24 protein-coding genes and 1 riboswitch are annotated in these 23725 nt (G+C 35.9%); of the genes, 16 read left to right on the top strand and 8 right to left on the bottom strand.

Annotated features, from left to right (window positions below; translation table 11 throughout):
* The first annotated feature begins 5 nt into the window (after positions 1 to 5).
* The 12 genes from lpxA (at position 6) to FJA49_RS05805 (ending at position 11388) form a co-directional block, all read left to right on the top strand.
* A complete protein-coding gene (gene lpxA / locus FJA49_RS05750; protein ID WP_139999787.1) occupies positions 6 to 791 on the top strand; it encodes an acyl-ACP--UDP-N-acetylglucosamine O-acyltransferase in 786 nt (261 codons plus the stop codon).
* 37 nt (positions 792 to 828) lie between these two features.
* Positions 829 to 1395 carry an elongation factor P gene (gene efp / locus FJA49_RS05755; protein ID WP_139999789.1) on the top strand — a complete coding sequence of 189 codons (567 nt, stop codon included), beginning with the start codon at positions 829 to 831 and terminating at the stop codon, positions 1393 to 1395.
* Positions 1396 to 1476: 81 nt separating this feature from the next.
* Positions 1477 to 2406 carry a UDP-3-O-(3-hydroxymyristoyl)glucosamine N-acyltransferase gene (lpxD, locus tag FJA49_RS05760; protein ID WP_139999791.1) on the top strand — a complete coding sequence of 310 codons (930 nt, stop codon included), beginning with the start codon at positions 1477 to 1479 and terminating at the stop codon, positions 2404 to 2406.
* Positions 2407 to 2408: 2 nt separating this feature from the next.
* The gene (locus tag FJA49_RS05765) at positions 2409 to 2771 is read left to right on the top strand and encodes a nuclear transport factor 2 family protein (RefSeq protein WP_139999793.1); all 363 of its coding nucleotides are present in this window, start codon (positions 2409 to 2411) and stop codon (positions 2769 to 2771) included.
* A gap of 95 nt (positions 2772 to 2866) precedes the next feature.
* On the top strand, positions 2867 to 3739 hold the full coding sequence (gene sucD, locus FJA49_RS05770) for a succinate--CoA ligase subunit alpha (protein WP_056073732.1): 873 nt from the start codon (positions 2867 to 2869) through the stop codon (positions 3737 to 3739).
* Positions 3740 to 3819: 80 nt separating this feature from the next.
* On the top strand, positions 3820 to 4305 hold the full coding sequence (locus FJA49_RS05775) for a DNA-deoxyinosine glycosylase (protein ID WP_139999795.1): 486 nt from the start codon (positions 3820 to 3822) through the stop codon (positions 4303 to 4305).
* Between the two features lie 39 nt (positions 4306 to 4344).
* A complete protein-coding gene (locus FJA49_RS05780) occupies positions 4345 to 5220 on the top strand; it encodes a pirin family protein (RefSeq protein WP_139999797.1) in 876 nt (291 codons plus the stop codon).
* Positions 5221 to 5374: 154 nt separating this feature from the next.
* Positions 5375 to 5471, top strand: a riboswitch (SAM-I-IV-variant riboswitch).
* Positions 5472 to 5530: 59 nt separating this feature from the next.
* A complete protein-coding gene (locus tag FJA49_RS05785) occupies positions 5531 to 6850 on the top strand; it encodes a Na+/H+ antiporter NhaC family protein (RefSeq protein WP_139999799.1) in 1320 nt (439 codons plus the stop codon).
* Positions 6851 to 6925: 75 nt separating this feature from the next.
* Positions 6926 to 7672 carry a 3-oxoacyl-[acyl-carrier-protein] reductase gene (gene fabG / locus FJA49_RS05790; RefSeq protein ID WP_139999801.1) on the top strand — a complete coding sequence of 249 codons (747 nt, stop codon included), beginning with the start codon at positions 6926 to 6928 and terminating at the stop codon, positions 7670 to 7672.
* 108 nt (positions 7673 to 7780) lie between these two features.
* On the top strand, positions 7781 to 9808 hold the full coding sequence (locus tag FJA49_RS05795) for a hypothetical protein (protein WP_139999803.1): 2028 nt from the start codon (positions 7781 to 7783) through the stop codon (positions 9806 to 9808).
* Positions 9809 to 10160: 352 nt separating this feature from the next.
* On the top strand, positions 10161 to 10583 hold the full coding sequence (locus FJA49_RS05800) for an META domain-containing protein (RefSeq protein ID WP_139999805.1): 423 nt from the start codon (positions 10161 to 10163) through the stop codon (positions 10581 to 10583).
* A 4-nt stretch (positions 10584 to 10587) separates the two neighbouring features.
* A complete protein-coding gene (locus FJA49_RS05805; protein WP_139999807.1) occupies positions 10588 to 11388 on the top strand; it encodes an META domain-containing protein in 801 nt (266 codons plus the stop codon).
* A 34-nt stretch (positions 11389 to 11422) separates the two neighbouring features.
* Here FJA49_RS05805 and FJA49_RS05810 read toward each other — a convergent pair whose 3' ends face one another.
* Both FJA49_RS05810 and FJA49_RS05815 read right to left on the bottom strand, forming a co-directional pair.
* Positions 11423 to 11824, bottom strand: a complete 402-nt coding sequence (locus FJA49_RS05810; protein WP_139999810.1) for a glyoxalase — start codon at positions 11822 to 11824, stop codon at positions 11423 to 11425.
* A 69-nt stretch (positions 11825 to 11893) separates the two neighbouring features.
* Positions 11894 to 13159: an OmpA family protein gene (locus FJA49_RS05815; protein ID WP_139999812.1), complete on the bottom strand. Its 1266-nt coding sequence runs from the start codon at positions 13157 to 13159 to the stop codon at positions 11894 to 11896.
* A gap of 388 nt (positions 13160 to 13547) precedes the next feature.
* On the opposite strand from FJA49_RS05815, the gene FJA49_RS05820 reads away from it, so the two are divergent.
* Positions 13548 to 13937, top strand: coding sequence for an acyl-CoA thioesterase (locus tag FJA49_RS05820; RefSeq protein ID WP_139999814.1), 390 nt, complete (start codon positions 13548 to 13550; stop codon positions 13935 to 13937).
* A gap of 1 nt (position 13938) precedes the next feature.
* Here FJA49_RS05820 and FJA49_RS05825 read toward each other — a convergent pair whose 3' ends face one another.
* Genes FJA49_RS05825 through nhaA form a run of 3 tightly spaced genes read right to left on the bottom strand, consistent with a single transcriptional unit; the run spans position 13939 to position 16851 of the window.
* Positions 13939 to 15189, bottom strand: coding sequence for a mechanosensitive ion channel family protein (locus tag FJA49_RS05825; RefSeq protein WP_139999816.1), 1251 nt, complete (start codon positions 15187 to 15189; stop codon positions 13939 to 13941).
* 5 nt (positions 15190 to 15194) lie between these two features.
* Positions 15195 to 15485, bottom strand: a complete 291-nt coding sequence (locus tag FJA49_RS05830) for a DUF3817 domain-containing protein (RefSeq protein WP_139999818.1) — start codon at positions 15483 to 15485, stop codon at positions 15195 to 15197.
* 16 nt (positions 15486 to 15501) lie between these two features.
* Positions 15502 to 16851: a Na+/H+ antiporter NhaA gene (gene nhaA / locus FJA49_RS05835; RefSeq protein ID WP_139999820.1), complete on the bottom strand. Its 1350-nt coding sequence runs from the start codon at positions 16849 to 16851 to the stop codon at positions 15502 to 15504.
* 135 nt (positions 16852 to 16986) lie between these two features.
* On the opposite strand from nhaA, the gene FJA49_RS05840 reads away from it, so the two are divergent.
* Complete coding sequence (locus tag FJA49_RS05840) at positions 16987 to 17499, top strand: DUF6155 family protein (protein WP_139999822.1); 513 nt, start codon at positions 16987 to 16989, stop codon at positions 17497 to 17499.
* A gap of 5 nt (positions 17500 to 17504) precedes the next feature.
* On the opposite strand, the gene nfi is transcribed toward FJA49_RS05840, so the two are convergent.
* Positions 17505 to 18254: a deoxyribonuclease V gene (gene nfi / locus FJA49_RS05845; protein ID WP_233590075.1), complete on the bottom strand. Its 750-nt coding sequence runs from the start codon at positions 18252 to 18254 to the stop codon at positions 17505 to 17507.
* Positions 18255 to 18387: 133 nt separating this feature from the next.
* Between nfi and FJA49_RS05850 the strand changes: the two genes are divergently transcribed.
* On the top strand, positions 18388 to 19923 hold the full coding sequence (locus FJA49_RS05850) for a DEAD/DEAH box helicase (RefSeq protein WP_199758360.1): 1536 nt from the start codon (positions 18388 to 18390) through the stop codon (positions 19921 to 19923).
* A gap of 173 nt (positions 19924 to 20096) precedes the next feature.
* On the top strand, positions 20097 to 21605 hold the full coding sequence (gene hutH, locus FJA49_RS05855; RefSeq protein ID WP_139999824.1) for a histidine ammonia-lyase: 1509 nt from the start codon (positions 20097 to 20099) through the stop codon (positions 21603 to 21605).
* Between the two features lie 37 nt (positions 21606 to 21642).
* Here the strand turns inward: hutH and FJA49_RS05860 are convergent, their stop codons facing one another.
* Entirely contained in the window at positions 21643 to 22158 is a 516-nt protein-coding gene (locus tag FJA49_RS05860) for a DUF421 domain-containing protein (protein ID WP_139999826.1), read from the bottom strand.
* Positions 22158 to 23528 carry a 30S ribosomal protein S6--L-glutamate ligase gene (rimK, locus tag FJA49_RS05865; protein WP_139999828.1) on the bottom strand — a complete coding sequence of 457 codons (1371 nt, stop codon included), beginning with the start codon at positions 23526 to 23528 and terminating at the stop codon, positions 22158 to 22160. Before rimK ends, FJA49_RS05860 begins: the two co-directional genes overlap by 1 nt.
* Between the last annotated feature and the right edge of the window lie 197 nt (positions 23529 to 23725).

The following is a 23725-nucleotide window of genomic DNA, read 5'->3' on the forward strand; positions in this document are numbered from 1 at the left end:
AATTTATGAATCAACCGTTAGCATACGTTCATCCAGGCGCAAAAATCGCTAAAAACGTTGTAATCGAACCGTTCACAACTATTCATAATAATGTAGTAATTGGTGACGGAACTTGGATTGGATCCAACGTGACGATTATGGAAGGAGCGAGAATCGGAAAAAACTGTAATATATTTCCCGGAGCTGTAATTTCTGCAGTACCACAGGATTTGAAATTTGGAGGAGAAGATTCTTTGGCAATTATTGGAGACAATACAACAATCAGAGAATGTGTAACTGTAAATAGAGGAACTGTTGCCTCAGGACAGACTGTAATTGGTAATAATTGTTTAATTATGGCAACTGCGCACATTGCACACGATTGTCATGTAGGTAACAATGCAATTATTGTAAACGGTGTACTTTTAGGAGGACACGTTACTATTGGAAATTATGCAATTATCGGAGGACTTTCAGCTGTTCACCAATTTATTAGCGTTGGTGATCACGCTATGATCTCAGGTGGGTCTTTATTAAGAAAAGACGTGCCTCCGTATACAAAAGCGGCAAAAGAACCGCTATCATACGTTGGAATCAATTCTGTTGGATTAAGAAGAAGAGGATTTACAACTGAGAAAATCCGCGAGATCCAGGAAATCTATAGAATTTTATATCAAAAAAACTATAACACAACTCAAGCTTTAGGAATCATTGAAGCAGAAATGGAAGCGACTCCAGAAAGAGACGAAATTATCCTTTTCATCAGAAACTCGTCAAGAGGTGTTATGAAAGGATATACAGGAATTTACTAAGAATTAAAGAAAAACAAAAAAACGAAATAACAAACAAATGGCAAGTACTGCAGACATTAGAAACGGATTGTGTATTAAATTCAACCACGATATTTATAAAATTGTTGAGTTCCTTCACGTAAAGCCTGGAAAAGGACCGGCTTTCGTTAGAACAAAACTAAAAAGTTTGACTTCAGGTAAAGTTTTAGATAATACTTTTTCTGCAGGACATAAAATTGATGTAATCCGTGTTGAAACACATACTTTTCAATTCCTATATGCTGAAGGAAATGAATTTCATTTCATGAATGCAGAATCTTTTGAGCAAATTTCATTAAACAAAGATGTGCTTGATGCACCAGACTTATTGAAAGAAGGAACTAATGTAATGATCCAGATCAATACAGAAACTGATTTGCCTCTTTCAGTAGATATGCCGGCTTCTATCATATTAGAAGTTACGTATGCAGAGCCAGGAGTAAAAGGAAATACAGCTACAAACGCTACAAAACCGGCTACTGTTGAAACAGGAGCTTCTGTAAACGTTCCTTTGTTTATCAATGAAGGTGATAAAATCAAAATTGATACCGCTACAGGGGCTTACATGGAGCGTGTAAAAGAATAATTAAATTAGTAAATTTGGAAATGAGATAGCTTTTTGGTTATCTCATTTTCTTATTAGCTCAATTTCTAATTTGCGACCAATATGAAATTTCCTAAAACACAGACCTTAAAAGAAGTTGCTGACATTATTGGCAGCAAATATATTGGCGATCCAAGTTTTCCGGTTTACGGAATGAACGAGATTCATGTCGTAGAACCCGGAGATATTGTCTTTGTAGACCACCCAAAATATTACGATAAAGCGTTACATTCTGCTGCTACGATTATTTTAATCAATAAAGAAGTTGAATGCCCGGAAGGAAAAGCATTGCTTATTTCTGACGATCCTTTTCGGGATTTTAATAAACTGACCAAACATTTCAGACCTTTCAGAGCTACTGACAATGCGATTTCTCTAAGTGCAATAATTGGCGAAGGAACTTATATTCAGCCAAATTGCTTTATTGGGAATCATGTCAAAATAGGAAAGAACTGTATCATTCACTCTAATGTTTCCATATACGACCATACTGTTATTGGCGACAATGTAATAATACATGCCGGAGCTATTTTAGGAGCCGATGCCTTTTATTATAAAAAACGCCCGGAAGGTTTTGACCAGCTTATTTCAGGAGGTAGAGTTGTTATTGAAGATAATGTTGGAATAGGCGCATTATGCACTATCGATCGCGGAGTAACTGGTGATACAACCATTGGCGAAGGATCAAAACTGGATAATCAGGTTCATATTGGACATGATACGGTAGTTGGAAAAAAATGCCTTATTGCAGCACAGACCGGAATAGCAGGCTGTGTTAAAATTATGGACGAAGTAACCATTTGGGGACAAGTAGGCGTTGCCAGCAGTCTAACGATAGGAGAAAAGGCTGTTGTTATGGCGCAGTCAGGTGTTACAAAATCATTGGAAGGAGGCAAAACTTATTTTGGAACTCCTGCCGATGAAGCTCGTGAAAAATTAAAACAGTATGCCAATGTTAAGAAAATTCCGGAAATCCTTAGTAAACTGAAATAAAAATGACACCAAAAGAAATCGTACAGAATTTTTACAAGTCGGATGCACTTCTTGATTCGAATATCATGGAATTGTCATTACATCCTGAAGTTATTTTAGATTGGAATAGCTCTAAAGGATTTTTGCAGATGAATAAGGCTGAAATATTGGCTTTATCTGCCGAACTTCAGATTGCCTATACACGATCAAAAATTCGAATCAGCCATATTCTGGAAGAAGAAAATTTGGTTTCTGTTCGGTATTCACACTATGTAAAAACATTTGAAAACCCAAGAGAAGAGATGCTTTTGGCCCATTTTATGGTAATCTGGGAAATAAAAGACGACAAACTTTACAGAGGATTTCAAATGAGCCAACTGTCCTGATTTCTTAAATATTTAAGTATAAAAAACTTTCCTATTAGGCATCAAAACCTTACTTTTGCAACACCATTCAAAAAAATAAATTTAAAAAATATATTATGAGCGTTTTAGTCAATAAAGATTCTAAAATAATTGTTCAAGGTTTTACAGGAAGCGAAGGAACTTTTCACGCTTCTCAAATGATTGAATACGGAACAAATGTTGTAGGTGGTGTAACTCCAGGAAAAGGAGGAACAACTCACTTAGACCGTCCAGTTTTCAATACTGTTAAAGATGCTGTTGATCAGGCTGGAGCAGATACTACAATTATTTTCGTACCGCCAGCTTTTGCTGCTGACGCAATTATGGAAGCTGCAGATGCAGGAATCAAAGTTATTATCACAATTACTGAAGGAATTCCTGTTGCTGATATGGTTAAGGCTTATGCTTATATTCAAAATAAAGATTGTCGTCTTGTAGGTCCAAACTGTCCAGGTGTAATCACTCCGGAAGAAGCTAAAGTTGGTATCATGCCAGGTTTCGTTTTCAAAAAAGGAAAAGTAGGTATCGTTTCTAAATCAGGAACTCTTACTTATGAAGCAGCTGATCAGGTTGTAAAACAAGGTATGGGAATCACTACAGCTATCGGTATCGGTGGAGATCCAATCATTGGAACAACTACTAAAGAAGCTGTTGAATTATTGATGAACGATCCTGAAACAGAATGTATCATCATGATTGGAGAAATTGGTGGGCAATTAGAAGCTGATGCTGCTAAATGGATCAAAGCTGATGGAAACAGAAAACCAGTTATCGGATTCATCGCTGGTGAAACTGCTCCAAAAGGAAGAACAATGGGACACGCTGGCGCAATTGTTGGTGGTGCTGATGATACAGCTGAAGCTAAAAAACGCATCATGAGAGAAAACGGTATCCACGTTGTTGATTCTCCTGCTGAAATCGGTAAAAAAGTAAAAGAAGTTATGGGTTAATCTCCATACAATTGATAAAGAAAGCCTTGCAAACTGCAAGGCTTTTTTATTTAATGCCGATTTTTTTATAATTTTAAAGAATGAAACAAGCCTTTCCGCCTTTAGTAAATCATAATTCCAAAATACTGATTTTAGGAACTATGCCGGGAGAGAAATCTTTAGAATTACAGGAATATTACGGTAATAAAGGAAATAGTTTTTGGAAACTGCTTTTTACATTATTCAACCAGCCATTACCAAAAGAATATGCGGAAAAGAAACAATTATTAGAAGAGAATGATATTGCGCTTTGGGATGTTTTGGCCTATTGTGAACGGACAGGAAGTTTGGATAGCAATATCAAAAACGAAAAAGCGAATGATTTTGAAAGCTTTTACAAACAATACCCAAGCATTAAACATGTCTTTTTTTCGAGTAAAAATGTGTCCAATTTCTATGACAAATATGTAGGTCGAAGAAAAGACATCCATTATTCCATATTGCCATCGCCAAGTGGCGCCAATGCTTCTAAAAGTTTTTTACAAAAGCTGGATGAATGGGAAGCTATTTTGGAAGCACTGAAATAATTTTAGTAAATTAGATACTCACAACAAACAAAACAAAATATGTCAAACATCGACTTAATTATAGAAGAAAGACCGCGCGATATCGGGGACTTTTTAGTAGGTAGGCTGCTGCCTTTCCGTAAAAAAAGAATGGTAGGTCCATTTATCTTTATTGACCATATGGGGCCAACAAAAATGGGGCCTGATCATTATATGGATGTAGGCCAGCATCCGCACATTGGACTTGCAACCTTAACTTTCTTACTGGATGGTGAGGTAATGCATAAAGACAGCATTGGCACGGAGCAGAAAATCGCGCCGGGTTCTGTGAACTGGATGATTGCCGGAAATGGTGTGACTCATACAGAAAGAACACCCGAAGAATTAAGACACGGAAAAGAATATATGATGCATGGCTATCAGATTTGGGTAGCATTGCCAAAAGACAAAGAAGACATTGATCCGGAGTTTCATCATTTTGACAGAAATGACCTTCCGAGTTGGAAAGATGAAACAGCAGAATTTATATTGGTAGCCGGAAAAGGATATGGTAAAGAATCACCGGTTCCTGTACATTCGGAGCTGTTTATGGTTGAAATCAAAACCCAGGACGAATATCTTCTTCATACAGAAGGGCAGCTTTTTGGAGAAATTGGAATCTGTGTTGTTGAAGGAGCAGTCCAGGCCTGCGACAATCATGTTGAAAAAGGAAACATGTTGGTTTCAAAGCTAGACAATGCTTGTTCTATGACGCTTAAGCCAAACACTCATGTCATTCTTTTTGGTGGCCAGCCGCTTCCTGAAGAACGTTTTATCTATTGGAATTTTGTTTCTTCCAGCAATGAAAAAATAGAAGCTGCAAAAGAGCGTTGGAGAAAAAAAGAATTTCCGAAGGTAAAAGACGATACCAGTTATGTAGTTATGCCGGAAGCCTAACCACATCATAAATAGATAATTAAAAAACCTCTCTGTTGAATTTGCAACAGAGAGGTTTTATTTTTATAGATATTTTAATTATATCGGAAATTATTAAATATTTGTAAAAAATGAGTTTATGGTAAATATAATTTAAAATATGCTCTATATTTGCATCCGTTATCACGAATCTCGTAAAGAGATAGCAACCTGCAACAACAAGCAAGGTGCTAAAACGATAAGCCAAATCTTTTGGAAAAAATGTTGCCATCCCACACTTTTTTCGGTTTGCTTTTCGTCGTGAGCTTTATTAATTTTTAAGCTATCGATGATGAAACATCTTAAAACTCAAGGCTCGTTTATAGCCTTATTGCCCTTTTTTGTTTTTATTTTCACATTCCTTGGTGCGGGAATCCTGCTCCATGATTTTTATGCCTTGCCATCTCCAATAGCAGTGACTTTTGGCATAATCGTAGCCTTTTTGCTTTTCAAAGAATCTATTGAGGCAAAAGTAGATACGTTGATAAAAGGCTGTGGAAACAACCAGATTATCACAATGTGTCTTATTTATCTGCTGTCTGGGGCTTTTGCTGTTGTTACTCAAGCGATGGGAGCTGTTGATGCTGTTGTGAATTTAGGAATCAGTACGATAGATACAGAGTATTTTCCGTTGGGTATCTTTTTAATAGCCTCATTTTTATCAACAGCCACGGGAACTTCTGTAGGATCGATAGTGGCTTTAGGGCCAATTGCTATCAGTCTGGCCGATAAAAGCGGTGCTTCTATGCCTTTAATTGCGGGTTCATTACTTGGTGGTTCTATGTTAGGAGACAACCTGTCAATTATATCCGATACTACAATTGCCGCTACACAATCACTTGGCTGTGAAATGCGCGATAAATTTAAAGTCAATCTTTTTATTGCGCTTCCAGCATCCATTATCACTATACTATTGCTGTTCTATTTGGGATTTAATTCAGAAATAAGCCCTGTAGCTATTCAAAAAGAAAGCTATGAACTGATTACAATAGTGCCATACATTTTGGTAATAGGTCTGGCGGTTTCCGGCTTAAATGTTTTTGTTACGTTATTGATTGGAATATTGGTTGCAGGAATTATTGGTTTTGCCCAACATGATTTTACCGTATTGAGTTTTATGCAGAAAAATTATGAAGGTTTTTTAAGCATGACAGATATTTTTCTATTGTCAATATTAACGGGCGGACTAGCTGCTTTAGTCGAAAAAGCAGGCGGTATTGACTATGTATTGCAAAAGATAAAATCAAAAATTAAGAGCAAAAAATCAGCACAAATGGGTATTGGTACATTAGTAAGTGTTACCAACCTGGCTATTGCCAATAACACCGTTTCTATTGTGATTACAGGAGCCATAGCTAAAGAAATAAGTGATGAATACGAACTGAGTCCTAAAAAAACAGCGGCGATTCTTGATATTTTTTGCTGTATAGTACAAGGAATTCTACCATATGGGGCACAAGTACTGCTTATTTTGAATTTTGCCAAAGGCCGATTGGATGTGATTGACCTTATTGCAAATGCATGGTATGTTTATATATTGCTGATTTTTACGCTGATTGCGATTTATAGCAAAACATGGAACAAAAGGATAGATAAATTCCTGAAAGTTTAAAGGCTTGTCTTACAGTATTGCGATTGAATTCTTATATTTGTCACTCAACATAGACAAACTAAATAAATTTTTATAATGAAATTACTAGAAGGAAAAACAGCGATCATTACAGGTGCTAGCCGAGGAATTGGTAGAGGAATTGCAGAAGTTTTTGCAAAACACGGCGCAAATGTGGCATTCACTTATAGTTCGTCTGCCGAAGCAGCTAAAGTTTTGGAAGATGAATTGATAGCTCTTGGTGTAAAAGCTAAAGGATATCAGTCTAATGCTGCTGATTTTAATGAAGCGCAAAAACTAGTAGATGATGTAATCGCAACTTTTGGAAATATCGATATTTTGATTAATAATGCGGGAATCACAAAAGACAACCTGTTAATGCGTATTTCAGAAGAAGATTTCGACAAAGTAATCGAAGTAAACCTGAAGTCTGTTTTCAACATGACAAAAGCGGTTCAGAAAACCATGCTTAAAAACCGTGCAGGTTCTATTATAAACATGAGCTCAGTAGTAGGAGTGAAGGGTAATGCCGGACAAACTAACTATGCTGCTTCAAAAGCCGGAGTAATAGGGTTTACAAAATCTGTTGCTTTGGAGCTTGGTTCAAGAAACATCCGTTGCAATGCAATTGCTCCAGGTTTTATTGAAACTGAAATGACAGGAAAACTAAACGAAGATGTTGTTCAAGGATGGAGAGACGCTATTCCATTAAAACGTGGTGGAACAACTGAAGATGTAGCAAATGCATGTCTTTTCTTAGCTTCTGATATGAGTGCTTATATCACAGGACAAGTTATGAATGTTGATGGCGGAATGCTGACTTAATCAATTATAAATTTCAAATTACGAATTACGGATTTTACATTCGTAATTCGTAATTCATAATTCGTAATTTCCAATTACAAGATTCTTGTTTTAAAATACCTTGATTAAATGACGACAAACACCATATTATTACTCTTACTTTCAATATTAATAGCAGGAGGTTTGTCTTTTTTTCAATATTTTTTCAGGGCTAAAAATAAATCCAGAACTCAGCTGCTTTTAGCCTTTTTACGTTTCTTCTCTATTTTTGGAATCTTACTACTATTGATTAATCCAAAAATCACGACCAGTACACTGGATATAGTAAAGACACCATTGCCTATTGTTGTTGATAATTCAAGTTCTATAACAGAATTAAAAGCAAACGAAACAGCTTTGGATATCTATAAAAAATTGGTTTCTGATTCAAGGCTTCAGGAGAAATTTGATATACAGTCGTATCAATTTTCAAATGAATTTGAACTGTCGGACAGTTTTAATTTTAAAGGAACGCAAACCAATCTGGATGAAGTAGCAAAGAATCTAAAAAGTATCAATAAGAATACGGCATTTCCAACGGTTATCTTAACAGATGGAAATCAAACTTCTGGAAATGACTATGTTTACAGCTTTAATCCTAATAATAAAGTATTTCCTGTAATTTTAGGAGATACGACTACTTTTCTGGATTTAAAAATAAGCCAGCTCAATGTCAATAAATACGCTTTCCACAAAAATAAATTTCCTGTAGAAGTATTTCTTCAATATTCTGGAAACAAAAGTGTTGCAGCCGATTTTAGCATTTCACAAGGTGGTGCTGTTTTGACAAAGCAAAGTGTTTCTTTCACGCCATCGAAAAAAACTGCGGTATTGAATGTTTTATTACCTGCTGACAAAATAGGGGTTCAGGTTTTTAAAGCATCAATAACTTCTAAGGAAGCAGAAAAAAATACCTACAATAACAATAAGAATTTTGCTGTTGAAGTCATTGACCAAAAGTCTGAAGTAGCTATCGTTACAGCAATCAATCATCCTGATATTGGTGCTTTAAAGCGTTCAATTGAAACTAATCTACAACGTAAAGTGACGATAGTCAATCCAAATAAAATCAGTTCATTACAAGATTATAATATCTTGATCTTATATCAACCAACGGCAGAATTTAAATCTGTTTTTGAAGCGAATAAGCTTGCCGGATTGAATACATGGATTATCACAGGAACCAATACCGATTTTAATTTCCTGAACCAACAACAAAGTACATTGCAATTCAAAATGAGCGGACAAAAGGAAGATTATTTGTCTGATTTTAACGCTCAGTTTAATCTGTTTGCTATTGATAATATTGGTTTTGAAAACCTGCCGCCATTGCAAAATGCTTTCGGAACGGTTACAGCAAAAGAAAATGTTGAAGTGTTGATCTCATCACGTATCCGAAATGTCAATACGGGTTCACCTTTATTGGCTTATTCTGAAAACCAGGCAAAAAGAAATGCTTTTCTTTTAGGTGAAAACATCTGGAAATGGAGGTTGCAAAGCCATATAGGTAACCAATCCTATGATAAATTTGATGTTTTTGTAGATAAGACCATCCAGTTTTTGGCATCCAATAACGCAAGGAAATCACTTGTGGTGAATCACGAAAACTTCTATAATTCAGGAGAAGCTATTGAAATTACGGCTCAGTATTTCAATAAGAATTACGAGTTTGATGAAAATGCAAGACTTACGATTTCAATCACAAATAAAAAGACAAAACAAACAAAAAACTACGATCTTTTAAAAGGTAATAAGTCCTATAAGGTCAATCTGGACGGTCTTTCAGCTGGTGAATATAGTTTTAAAGTAGTCGAGGCACAATCCAAAAATACCTACAATGGCTTTTTTGAAGTATTGGATTTTGATATCGAAAGGCAGTTTGTAAACCCTGACCTGAACAAGCTTACACAATTGGCTTCTCAGACCCAAGGAAAGGTTTTCCATCCTAATCAGGTAGAAGAGCTTATAAAGTCACTATTGCAAAATGATGAATATAAAGCTACGCAGAAAGAAATTGTCAAAAAGACTCCTTTAGTAGACTGGATATGGTTATTGGTGCTAATTGCAATTTCGCTTGCTGCGGAATGGTTTATTAGGAAGTATAATGGGCTTTTATAGGAGTTGCTAAGTTGCTAAGGTTCTGAGGGACTAAGGTTTGTTTATTCTACATATAAAAGGGAAACTCTTTTAATATAGATTTTTTAAATCTGCGTAAATCGTTTTAATCAGTGTTTTAAAGGTGCTAAGGTTCTGAGGAACTAAGGTTATGGTTCTTATATATGAAGGAGGAGTTTTTTATACAAATTTCTTAAATCTGCGTAAATTGTTTTTAATCCGTGTCAATCTGTGTTCAAATCAACAGAGTTATTCTTTGTAATAAGTATTAAGACGCTAAGGTTTTAAATCCTTTCTGATTTTATACTCTGCTAGGGAATGCGTATATTTATATTTCAATCAAACATCAAAAAATATGAAAACTAAATTTTTATCAGTAGTCTGTGCCATTGTTTTGATCGGATTACAATCATGTAGCTGTAAAAAAGGAGCAGAGGCTATTGCTGAACTTTCCACTGGTAGCTGGGAATTAGAACAGACATTTGGAGAACCTATTGACAAAGGAGAGTTTGCTAAAATTCCGGTATTGAATTTTGACAAAGCAGAAAACCGTCTCTCTGGTAATTCAGGATGTAATTCAATGTCGGGAAGCTATACTATTAACGAAGATAAAATTAGTTTCGGACCTATTGCCCAAACAAAAATGGCTTGTCAAGGAACCGGAGAAGGCAAATTTATGACCTTATTCAATTCAGTACAAAAATTCAAGCTTCAGGGTGACAAGCTTAAATTATACGATGGAAACAACACAAAGGTGCTATCATTTATAAAAAAATAAGACCATGAAAAAAAAGTCTATAATTACGTTGGCAGCCTTGTGCTTGCTGTTTGTAAACTGCAAACCGAAATCTGCTGACAAAGAAGAGAATGGAGTGGATTCTCTTTCGGTAACAAAAGATACTGTTGCTGCGGTTGAGAAGGTAAATGATGCTTTTTTTAAAGCGTCTGGAACAGAACCTTTTTGGGGAATTGAAATCATGAAGGATTCTGTCCGCTTTACTTCACCGGAAACAGAAAAGAATTTTACGATACCTTATGACAAACCGAATAGGGCAATGGATGCCAACGTTATTTCGTATGAAGCAAAATCGGACAGTATCCATTTAAAGTTTACGATACAGCAAGGCAAATGCTCAGATGGAATGTCTGATAATGAATATAATTATAACGTAAGAGCATCTTTAAAAAGAGGCAAAGACAAGGATTTTAAGGAGCTGAAAGGCTGCGGGAATTATATTGTGGACAAGCAATTGCAGGGCAACTGGGTTTTAGAAGAACTGGAAGGCAAAAAAGTGAATCCGAAAGATTTTGAAAAGAAATTACCGGGTATCGAAATTAATGCCGAAGAATCTAAATTTACTGGTTTTGCGGGCTGTAATGGAATGGGAGGCAAGTTATTTTATGAAAAAGAAGTATTGCGATTTTCAGATATCGTTACCACTGAAATGATGTGTCCTAATTATAATACAGAAAAATTGTTTGTAAAAGCACTGCAAAGCACAACAACCTATCAGATTAAGAAAGACAAGCTTTATCTTCTTAATCCTGACGGAACCAAAGCAATTCTCCAGAAGGCGAATTAAAAACAAAAAAGAGGCAAATCGCCTCTTTTTTTATTTATTCCTCTTGTAGCTCAAAAAGCTGTACTTGATTTTTTAATCTTTCAATCAAGATATTCATCATTCTCTTATTCAGGGAAGATGAATTTTTGATGTATTCATTATACTCGTGTATTGTAAATAATCCAATGACAATTCCTTTAAGCGAATTACGGAACTTGATGTCCTTTTGGATTGAATTTTCGATGTAAGCCAGTTTCTTTTCAACAGAATAGCTATAGAAATCATTTTTATACTTTGATATATAATTTCTAAATACATCAATAAAAAGATCATTCTGGAGTTTTAGTATTGGGCGGAGGACCTGGTTTTGAAAAATTTCATCAGTTGAAGACTCGTTTGTGACTGTTCCTAAAGTTTCACCTCTGAATTCAGAAATGAAAGCGTCTCTGTTTTCCATGGTTTTTCTTTTAAAGATAAAAAAAAACCGCCGTATTGCTACAGCAGTTTTGAAATATTTATGAAGAAATTATTTAACTCTGAAAGTAACTCTTCTTACGATTTGACGGGCTTCTTTAGAATTTTTATTCACAGAAGTATCTTCACCGTTTCCAACAACTGTCAGTCTTGAAGCGTTGATTCCTGAATTGACTACAATATCTCTTACAGAATTAGCTCTTCTTTGTGACAAATCTTTGTTATAGTCTGAGTTTCCTATTTCGTCTGCATAACCAATGATTTCTGCATTAGCTGATGGATTTGCTTTTAGGTATTTCACTAAGAAATCAACACCAGATAGAGAAGTAGTTGTTGGCTTAGCTGAATTAAAGTCAAAATATACATTGACATAACCACCATTGATTAGCTCTTCAATAGTACTGTTTGAAGCTGTAGCTTTACCATTCTGTCCGTATTTTTTATCTAAGTAGCTTTCCAGTTCATCAGGCACACCATTTTGGTTTCTGTCAATAGATTGTCCTTTTGTATTTACAGCAACTCCTGCGATAGAGTTTGGCTCAAGATCATACATATCCGGAACACCATCTTTATCAGAATCAGCCAATCCGGTTTCAATCATTCCAACTCTTTCTTCAAGAGCTTTCAGCTCGTCGATTTTAGTCTCAGAATACCAGTCAGCATGTTTTTCGTTTTTACCAAGGTAGAACGTCAAACCAACAGAAGCATTCAATAATGTACCATCAAAAGTTCCGGTAGTTGTTGGTCCTTGACCGTCAAAATTATAGTTTTGTTTACCGTGAACAATTCCTGTAAGGTCTCCGGTTAATACAACACTGTTGCTTAATTTTACCTGACCTGTAATCCCTAAGATTCCGTTACCCATATAATCTTCTCCGTCAAAACCATCTTTAGAAGACAATTGAGATACACCAAATCCACCATGAACTAATAAACCGAATGTATCGGTCCAGTCTTCAAAGTTCAACACTCTTCCTAAGTTCACAACTCCTTGAAGGCTTGTTCTTAAATACGTGCTTTCAAATGGGTTGCTGTCATCGTGTTCTTTGAATTTATCATAACCGAAATCTAATTTCAAACCAAATTTAGGATTGAACATGTACCTAACACCTAAATCAGCATGGAATAGATTTAATGTTGAAGTATAATAACCATCAGTCATTGACCTCGTTGGCTTATTTACCCCTCCGTTTACTTCAATCGACCATTTGTTGTAGCCGTCCGCTGGGGCTTTTTCAACTGTTACAGCAGAATCCTGTGCGTTTGCAGAGGCGAAAGCCAGCAATAAAAACGATAATAATGGTAAATTCTTTTTCATAATTCTTAATGGATTTTAATTTAATTTTTCTCTTTTTAAGCAACAATTCTGAGGCAAAGATATATCATAGAATTTTAACATTTCTTACTTTTTGTTATATAATTCCCATGTTTATGTTTTTTTTAATAATTCTATAACTTTTTTTTATGACCAATAAATGAAGGGTTTTAGCCCCTTGTTTTTAGGTATCTTGTTGATTAAATGTTGATTATAAGCAGAAGGAAAGAAGCTTAAATCCTACAGCTTTTCAAAAAGGTACAAATTGAATGTTAGGAAGGTTTAAGAGGGAATTTTGGCATGATTTTAAGAAATTTTACTGGCTTTAATCCCGACTGAATCTGATTTTAATAGGTGAGATTTGTTAATTTTGTAATGTCAAAATAAGATTATGAGATTTCATACCAGAAAATGGGTAAAACCGGAAGATTTAAACCCAAACCAAACATTATTCGGAGGTAAGCTTTTATCATGGATTGATGAAGAAGCGGCTTTATACTCTATAATCCAGCTAGAAAACGAACGTGTCGTAACCAAACACATGTCGGAAATCAATTTTATCAGTTCTGCCAAACAAGGTGATATTGTTGAAATTGGGATTGACGTGGTGAAGTTTGGAAAAACATCGCTGACACTAAAATGTGAAGTGAGAAATATAATGACTAAAGAAACCATTATTACGGTCAATTCCATAACAATGGTAAATTTGGACAGTTTTGGGCGTCCTTCAATTCATGGCAAGACCGCAATTGAATTTGTCAAAGACAGGCTTAAGAAATAACTTATTCTGTATATATTCCTTTTTCAGAAGGCAGTTCGTAGAGTTCCAGGTCGAAATAAGGTACGGCAGCAATAATATGGTCGAAAATATCGGCCATAATATATTCGTAATTGATCCAACGCTTGTCATTTGAAAAGGCATAAACTTCAATTGGAATACCTTTTTCTGTTGGCTGTAAATGACGACACATCATCGTCATATCCTTATTTATTCCGGGATGGTTTGCCAGATATTGATTGATGTATTTTCGGAACAATCCCAAGTTAGTCATATTCCTACCGTTAATAGTCAGGCTTTTGTCAATATTATTATTGGTATTGTATTTGTCAATATCTTGCTGGCGATGCTCAATATAAGAAGTAACAAGCTGTATTTTTTTCAAGCCTTCCAATTCATCAGTATGCAAAAAACGTACGCTATTTGCTTTGATAAGAATAAACCTTTTAATTCTTCTTCCTCCTGAATTCTGCATACCGCGCCAGTTTTTGAAAGAATCAGAAATTAAGCTATAGGTAGGAATTGTTGTAGTGGTATTATCAAAATTTCGCACTTTTACTGTAGCCAGGTTAATTTCGATTACATCACCATCGGCACCATATTTTTCAAAAGTGACCCAGTCACCAATACGTACCAAATCATTTACTGAAACCTGGATGCTGGCTACAAATCCTAAAATGGTATCCCTAAAAATTAAGATTACGATAGCTGAAATCGCTCCAAAAGTAGCAAATAGGGTAGTGATGGAAGTTTCAAATAGAATCAGTACAATAGTCGTAACTCCAAAAATCCAGAGTACAATCATAAATACCTGAATGTAACTATCTATTGGCTTGTCATTAAAATCAGGTAGTCGTTTAAGGTAGTCTTTTACGGCATTTAAAATACTTCGTATAATCCAAAGAACCAGAAATACGATATATATTTCCAATCCTTTTCTGAAGAATCCTTCCCAATAGGCAAAATCCTTCAGAATGATTGGAACAGTTATGTTAACAAAAAGAAGCGGAATCAGATAGGCAATATACTTGGTCGTTTTGTTAGCCACCAGTAAATCGTCAAACTGAGTTTTTGTTCTTTGCGCAATGGTACTAAAGACTTCGATTAATATTTTCTTGAATATATAATGGATTATAAAGACAGCTATCGCAAGCAGGATAAAGTTTACGGCAACATTAGCATACGAAGATACCGTGTCACTATAACCCCAGTCTTTAAAGAGTTTATATGTCCAATTAAATATTTTCTCGATCATGTGTTTTAGTTTGTTTGAGTATTCAGATATTTCTTCTCAACGTAGAAAGCACCTAAAGGGATTACAGAACCAAGAACAATAATTGCGAATTTTTTAGCGCTCCAGTTAAGTTCTATTTTTAACATGATAGCTAAGATGATATACGCTATAAATAAGAGTCCGTGTGTCATTCCAATAGGGAATAGAAATGTTTTGTATAACTCAGGGTTGCTTCCTTTCAGGATTAGCATATTTCCAAATAATACAAGGTAAGAGATACCTTCTAGTAGAGCGACAATTTTAAAAAGTTTAAGCATTGTAAGAAGTATGAATTTATGAATTAGTAATTGAATTTTCGGGTTTATTATTTTTAGACAGTAACAAATAACCGGCTATTCCTCCAACTAATGATGCTGCAAAAATACCCAATTTTGCCTGCAGTTCGTATTCGGGATTTTCAAAGGCAAGATTGGTAACAAAGAGCGACATCGTAAACCCGATAGAGGCCAGAAATCCTACACCAAAAAGGCTTTTGTTGGTCATCCCATCTGGAAGATTTGCCCATTTGAATCGTATCATTAATGAAGACACTCCATATACGCCAATTACTTTTCCAGCCAATAGACCAAAAATAACACCTAAGGTTACGGAACTTGCCGCATTTTCAATGATACCGCTAGAGAATGTAACTCCGGCGTTAGCCAATGCAAAAACCGGCATGATAATAAAACTGACAAAAGAATGTAGTCCATGTTCGAGTCTGTGGAGCGGTGACATAGCGTCTTTTGATAATTTACGGATGTCTTGCAAAACATGAAGCTGGTCTTCAGAAAGAGTAGGAGCATCAGTAGGATCAAGCTCTTTGAACTGATTTAATCGGGTCTTGATTTTTGAAATAAATAGTGCTTCATCTATTCTTGAACCTGCCGGAATCGTGAAGGCTACCAAAACGGCCGCAATAGTGGCATGAACACCAGAAAGAAGAAATGGAAGCCAAACTCCTGCAATTCCGACCAAGGCATAAAACAAAATATTTCGGACTCCGAGTCTGTTACAGATCAGCAGAAAAACAAAAACGCCAAGCCCTATGCCTAAAGCAATACTATTAATAGAAGCCGTGTAGAAAAATGCAATTACCAAAACAGCACCCAAATCGTCTACAATCGCCAGAGCTGTCAAGAATATTTTTAACGTTGCAGGTATTTTATCTCCCAAAAGATATAAAACACCCAAAGCAAAAGCAATATCAGTAGCCATCGGGATTCCCCATCCATGAGAAGAATCAGCTCCAAAATTAAACATGGTATAAATCAAAGCGGGGAAAACCATTCCTCCAACGGCTGCTACAATAGGCAATGCCGCTTTTTTAGGCTGTGACAGTTCGCCTCCAATCATTTCTCTTTTAAGCTCCAATCCGACCACAAAAAAGAAAACAGCCATTAATCCGTCATTTACCCAATGATGGATGCTGTAATTAAGATACAGTTCATCATTAATAGTAAAGCCAATTTTATGTTCCCAAATGTGATGATACCAGTCTTTCCAATCAGAATTAGCAAGGAAAATAGCTACTACAGCAGCAATAAAAAGAAGAATACCACCCGTAGTAGACTTACTGATAAAATTATTTAGAGGGTTGATAATCCATTTTTCTGCCGGAGTTACTTTTACCTGATCTTTCATCGATTTTTTTTAGAGATTTGTCAAATTTAAGCATTCTTAATGAGGATTAAAAGGAAGAATAAGGCTATCTGCCAAATTTGAAAGAGTAGCAGCAATCGTTGGATAATACTATATTTGTAAAAAGAGAATTCTGAAATGAGCAAAAGAGATTTAAAAAAATATCTTAAAGAATTAGATAAAGAACAGTTGGAAGAACAACTGTTAGAACTGTATGAGAAATTCTCTGATGTTAAAACCTATTATGATTTTGTCTTCAATCCTAAAGAAGATAAACTACTTCAGGAGGCAAGATTAAAAATTTCGAACGAATATTTTCCTCTCAAAGGAAAACGGGCCAAATTACGCCGTTCTGTGGCACAAAAATACATCAAGCATTTTTTAAGCCTTGGTGTCGATTCTTTTGTTGTTGCTGATTTGATGTTTCATAATCTCGAAGTAGCACAGAAGTATACGGCCCGTAGAGAAATACGTTATGCCTCATTCTACAAAAGTATGCTGAACTCCTTTGAACAGGTGGTTAAATACGCTATAGAAAACGGAATGGTATCGGAATTTAAAGACAGGATACTTGAAATAAAAAATACTGCGTTCAGGCAAAACTGGGAAAACAAAGAAGAGTTTGAGAGGTTTTTTGACCTGGTAGAGTAAGTTTTTTAGAATAAAGGAAGCTGCACATCCAGTTCGTGATATCCGGCTTGGCGCTGACCGGTACGGAAAAGATTGACCATGACATGTGCTTGTCTTGTTGGCTCAGGAATTCTGTATTTTTGGACTGCCCGATTCATAATTTCTAAGCTGTCATCAACGGAAACATGATGTCCGGGTGAAATAAAAACGGGCTTGACATTTGTTTTTGTGCGGAGTGCAAATCCTAATTTTTCTTCATTTTTATAAATGGGGCGGTAGCTAAATTTTTCATCTTCTAATACATCGTATTTTCCATGAAGCATGTTTTTGGCACAACCTATAGTGGGATGGTTCGTAAGCAAACCAAAATGCGATGCGATTCCCATTCTTCTGGGATGTGTGATTCCTTGTCCATCCAGAATCAGTAAATCAGGCTTTACAGGAATCTGTTCCCAGGCTTTTATTAATGTAGGAACTTCTCGAAAGGCTAAATACTCTGCTTTGTATTCAAATTGGGATTCGCCTTCTGCCAGAGAATAGGAAATAGGAATCAAATCCGGATAGCTTAAAATCACGATGCCGGCATATAATTTAGAGCTGCCTACTTCGTGTGAAATATCTGCACCGGCAATTGTACTGATATTTTTGTTGCGGGTTTTTAATGAAATACGATCCTTCATCTCATTTTGAAGACGGGTTGCCATTTCTATCGTAAAGTCATCATAATTCAGCATGGATAGGACGGTATTATCAGGTATAAAATGCTTGATTTCCAAAATTAGGTTATTTACAATCGAGTAGCATTATATGATTTCCTAATATTTCTATAATTTTTTTTAAAATAAAGCCCAAAAATGTATCTATAACCCTTTTTAGTCTGTACTTTTGCAAATTATCCTAAATCGCAAAATGTCCCAAAAAAACCTAGAATTAGAGATCGAAGAAAAAAAAGAACTTTATGCTTATCAGCAGGGGGATATCGATGCGATTTTTGAACGGATCAACAATGCTCCGCGCAATCATCATTTGCTTTATCAGCTTCCAACAGGAGGAGGAAAAACCGTCGTATTTTCTGAAATCGTAAGACGCTATCTTTCGTATAATGACAAGAAAGTACTGGTGCTGACACACCGGATTGAACTTTGCAAGCAGACTTCAAAAATGCTTAAAGGTTTCAATGTCAAAAACAAAATCATCAATAGTAAAATCAAAGAATTGCCTGACCAGGACGAATATTCTTGTTTTGTGGCTATGGTTGAGACCCTGAAAAACAGGCTGAATGATGAGAAATTAAAAATCGGAAACATCGGATTGGTAATTATAGATGAAGCCCACTATAATTCTTTTAGAAAACTGCTATCATCGTTCAAGAATTCTTTTATACTAGGCGTTACAGCTACACCATTGAGTTCGAATATCAAACTTCCGATGAACGAGAATTATGATGAACTCATAATTGGTGATCCGATAAACAAGCTAATAGAAAATGGATATTTGGCAAAGGCCGTTACGTATAGCTATGATGTTGGACTGACTTCACTAAAAGTTGGAATCAACGGAGATTATACGGTTAAATCTTCTGACGACCTTTATACAAATATGGTCATGCAGGAAAAACTATTGCATGCCTATACTGAAAAATCACTAGGAAAGAAAACTTTGATTTTCAATAACGGAATCCATACTTCTCTGTATGTTTATGAAACATTCAAAGAAGCCGGTTATTCTATCAAACATTTGGATAATACGACTTCAAACGAAGAAAGGAAAGATATTTTATCATGGTTCAAGCATACGCCAGATGCCATCCTGACTTCTGTTGGGATTTTGACAACCGGATTTGACGAACCAACAGTGGAAACGATTATCCTAAACAGAGCGACCAAATCGCTAACTTTATATTTTCAGATGATTGGCCGTGGTTCCAGGAAATTGCCTCATAAAGACAACTTCACTGTAATCGACTTGGGGAACAATGCTGCACGTTTCGGTTTATGGAGTGATCCTATTGATTGGCAGCATATTTTCAAATCGCCAGAGTTTTATCTGGAAAGCCTTCGCAATGACACAGAAATCGAATTGCATTTCAAATATATGATGTCACCGGAGATTCGGGCCAAATTTGCAAACACTGCTGTTGTTGAATTTGATGTAGAAGATGAACACAGGATTGCCATTTCACAAAATCTTCGTTCTAAAGTGGTTTTGGATAAATCTCTGGACCAACACGCTTCCATGTGTGTTGATAATGCGGAAACAATCAATGAAGCTAAAAACCTTTCGAAACTGCTTTCTGAAGATATAGAATGCAGAATGCGATATTATACGAACTGTCTGAGCAAAAGCAGTAAAAATTACCGTGAATGGTTGGTCGAGGATTATAAGACCAAGTTATCGCTTCTGATAGGTAAAAAGTACCGTGAAAAAATTATGAACGAAGATTAATAAAACGTATTGTTTTTTAATCTGAGGCCCCTAAAATTGTAGGGTGCAGAGAATAGATTGCCAAAAAAAGAACTGTTTCAAGGCAGATTTCCCAAATTTTTCAAAAACAAAATCACAATAGTTGCTTTTTTGATAGTATTTGCGGAATTTTGAGGCATCAATAATCAAAAAAAATGGACAATACACATTATATAAGCGCGGAATTACTTTCGTTAGAAAATTTAGAAGAAATTATCAGCCATAATAAGACATTAGCTTTGTCTGAAGAGGCAAAAGTCAATATCCAGAAATGTCGCGATTACCTTGACAAAAAGATGGAATCTCACGAAGAGCCTATTTATGGAATCAATACTGGTTTCGGTTCTTTATATAACATAAAAATATCAAACGAAAATCTTACCAAATTACAAGAGAATCTCGTAAAATCACATGCTTGCGGAACAGGAGCGGAAGTGCCAAAAGAGATTGTTAAGATGATGCTTTTGCTGAAAATCCAATCGTTAAGTTATGGTTATTCAGGAGTTCAGTTGGTAACAGTAGAACGTTTGATCGATTTCTATAATAATGATATTTTCCCAATTGTATATGAGTTAGGTTCTTTAGGAGCGTCAGGTGATTTAGCACCTTTAGCCCATTTGTCTTTGCCTTTGATTGGAGAAGGAGAGGTTTATTTCAATGATAAAAAACACGATTCTATTGAAGTGTTAAATCACTTTGGTTGGGAACCAATTCAGTTAAAATCTAAAGAAGGATTGGCTTTGTTGAATGGAACCCAATTTATGAATGCTTATGGTGCGCATATTCTAATACGTGCTGCAAAATATTCTTACTTAGCCGATTTAATCGGAACGGTTTCTTTAGAAGGTTTTGACGGAAGAATCGAACCTTTTAATGAATTGATTCATTTAATACGCCCACACAAAGGACAAATTGTTACTGCAAATAGAGTTGCTGAGTTTTTAGAAGGAAGCCAAATTATTTCCCAAAAGAAACAACATGTACAAGATCCATATTCTTTCCGTTGTATTCCGCAAGTGCATGGTGCTTCGAAAGATGCAATTGATTATGTAAAGAAAGTATTTAAGACAGAAATCAATTCAGTAACAGATAATCCTAATGTTTTTATTGAAAGTGACCAGATCATTTCCGGAGGTAATTTCCACGGACAGCCTTTGGCATTGGCTTTAGATTTCTTGGGAATTGCTTTGGCGGAACTAGGTAACATTTCTGAAAGAAGAACCTATCAGCTGATTTCAGGGTTGAGAGGACTTCCGGCATTTTTAGTAGACAATCCGGGATTAAACTCAGGATTTATGATTCCGCAATATACTGCTGCCAGTATTGTAAGCCAGAACAAACAATTGGCAACTCCTGCCAGCATTGACAGTATTGTTTCTTCAAACGGACAAGAAGATCATGTGAGTATGGGGGCAAATGGAGCTACAAAAACATTACGTATTATGGATAATTTAGAGCGAATTCTTGCCATAGAACTGATGAATGCTTCACAAGCTATCCATTTCAGAGAGCCATTAAAATCAAGTGATTTTATTGAAATGTTCGTGAAAGCGTATAGAGAAGAAGTACCGTTAGTTAGCGAAGATAGAATCTTACACTACGATATTGAGAAAACAATCGCTTTCTTGAAAAGTTTTCAAATTGATGAAAGCATCCAAAACTAAAACAAAAAAAGCAGGCTATTAGCCTGCTTTTTTTGTTTTAATCTATACCATTTAAGGTTTTGTGATTTCTTCTTCTTTTGTAATGTGTCTGTTTCAGGTTCTCATTGCCTGAAATAATACTGATATTGCCGTCTATTTCTAAAAAGGCATATTTGACATCTTTATAATATTCAACACCGTGTTCGTGCATGGCTTCGAGCATTTCGTCTGAAGTAATTCCAAGCCTTGCTAAGGTTTTGAAATCAATTTTTCCATTATGGACAAGTACTTCCGGTTTCTGCTGTAAAAAACTACTTAGCGTTTTATAGCGGAACATTAGTTTTTTCAAGATAAAATTAACTAGAAATAAAGCACCAGCAGCAACAAGTCCGCCCCATAGCGAAGTATCGCTTCCAACCATCGCATTTTGGACTGAGTTACTGATAAGAAGAATCAATATGACATCTGCAGTGTTGAGCTGCGATAATTCTTTTTTCCCGAAAATCCGCAAGGCGATTACCATAAAAAAATATACGGCTATGCTTCGCAGGATAATATCAAGATACGGATTCATTATTTCCACTTAAAGTTTTTCTCAATCGCCTTGATCATTTCTCCGGCAATATCCTTGTTTGTTGCTCCTTCGATACCTTCAAGGCCAGGAGAGGAGTTTACTTCCAAAAGAAGCGGCCCTTTTGAAGAGCGGATAATATCTACTCCGGCAACTTTCAGATTCATTGCCTTGGCAGCTTTGATTGCGATTCTTTTCTCTTCAGAAGTTACTTTTATGATTGAGGCTGTACCTCCAAGATGGATATTAGCTCTGAATTCTCCGGGTAAAGCCTCACGTTGGATAGCAGCTACTACTTTTCCATCAATTACAAAACATCGTATGTCTTTTCCGTTGGCTTCTTTGATAAACTCCTGAACCAGAATATTGGCATTTAGACTTTTAAAAGCATTGATAACACTTTCTGCAGCCTTTTTTGTTTCTGCCAAAACGACACCTTTTCCTTGAGTTCCTTCTAATAATTTTACAATTAGGGGAGAACCACCAACCATTTTAATCAAATCGTCTGTGTCTAAAGGAGAATTGGCAAATCCGGTAGTTGGTATATCAACACCATGATTCAATAATAATTGCAGTGAATACAGCTTGTCTCGCGATTGTGTAATAGCTGAAGCCGAATTAAGGCAAAAGACTTTCATTGCCTCAAACTGACGTGTAAGTGCACAGCCATAAAAGGTTATGCTTGGTCGGATTCTCGGAATAACAGCATCAAAATCGCTTAATATTTTACCACCACGGTAATGAATTTCTGGTTTTGTGGCATCTAATTTCATATAACATTCCTTGATGTTCAGGAAATGCATTTCATGGCCTCGCTGTTCGCCGGCTTCGATAATTCTTTTATTGGAATAAAGTTCCGGGTTACTGGCCAAGAGACCTATTTTCAAACCTGTTTTTGCTCTTTCCGCATTATGGTAAAGCTCTTTTAGCTTTTCGCTGGAAGGTTGTCCCAAAAGGTATTTCTGTTCAGGATCTACTAAAACGCGTCCGCTCATGGCTTCACGACCCAAAAGCATTCTGAATCCCATTGAGTCTCTGTTGGTCAAAGTCATTTCTATTGACCACTTATGTTCTCCAAAGTCAAGTGTAGTACGGATGACATAGCGCTGTTCGCGGAATCCGCTTGAACTTTTTACAATTCTTTTATCAACCAAAAGTGCTTCACAATGGATGATGGTCTTAAGGTTGTTCTGTATGGGATTGATGTCAAATTTCACCCAGCTTTCACCATCCCTAAGAAAAGGAGCGATGTTAACTGCATGAAGTGCAGATGTTTTGGCGCCAGAGTCAACTCGAGCCTTGATAAGAGGGATTCCTAATTCCGGAAATGAACACCATTCTTCACTTCCAAGGATAACTTTGTTTGTAGACATAGCAAGTATTGATTGTAACAATAGACTAAAGTACTATTTATTTTAGAATCAAAAATTAATTTTTTGTAATTATTAATAATAAGAACTGAGCAAAAATAATCCCTTAAATCTTTAAATCAGCGGCAAAAGAATAAGAGATAGAAAAGTAACCTCTTATAACATTAAAATACTTAAGCCACAGATTTAGGGATTATGGG

Source organism: Flavobacterium microcysteis (assembly GCF_006385255.1).
Classification (GTDB): domain Bacteria; phylum Bacteroidota; class Bacteroidia; order Flavobacteriales; family Flavobacteriaceae; genus Flavobacterium; species Flavobacterium microcysteis.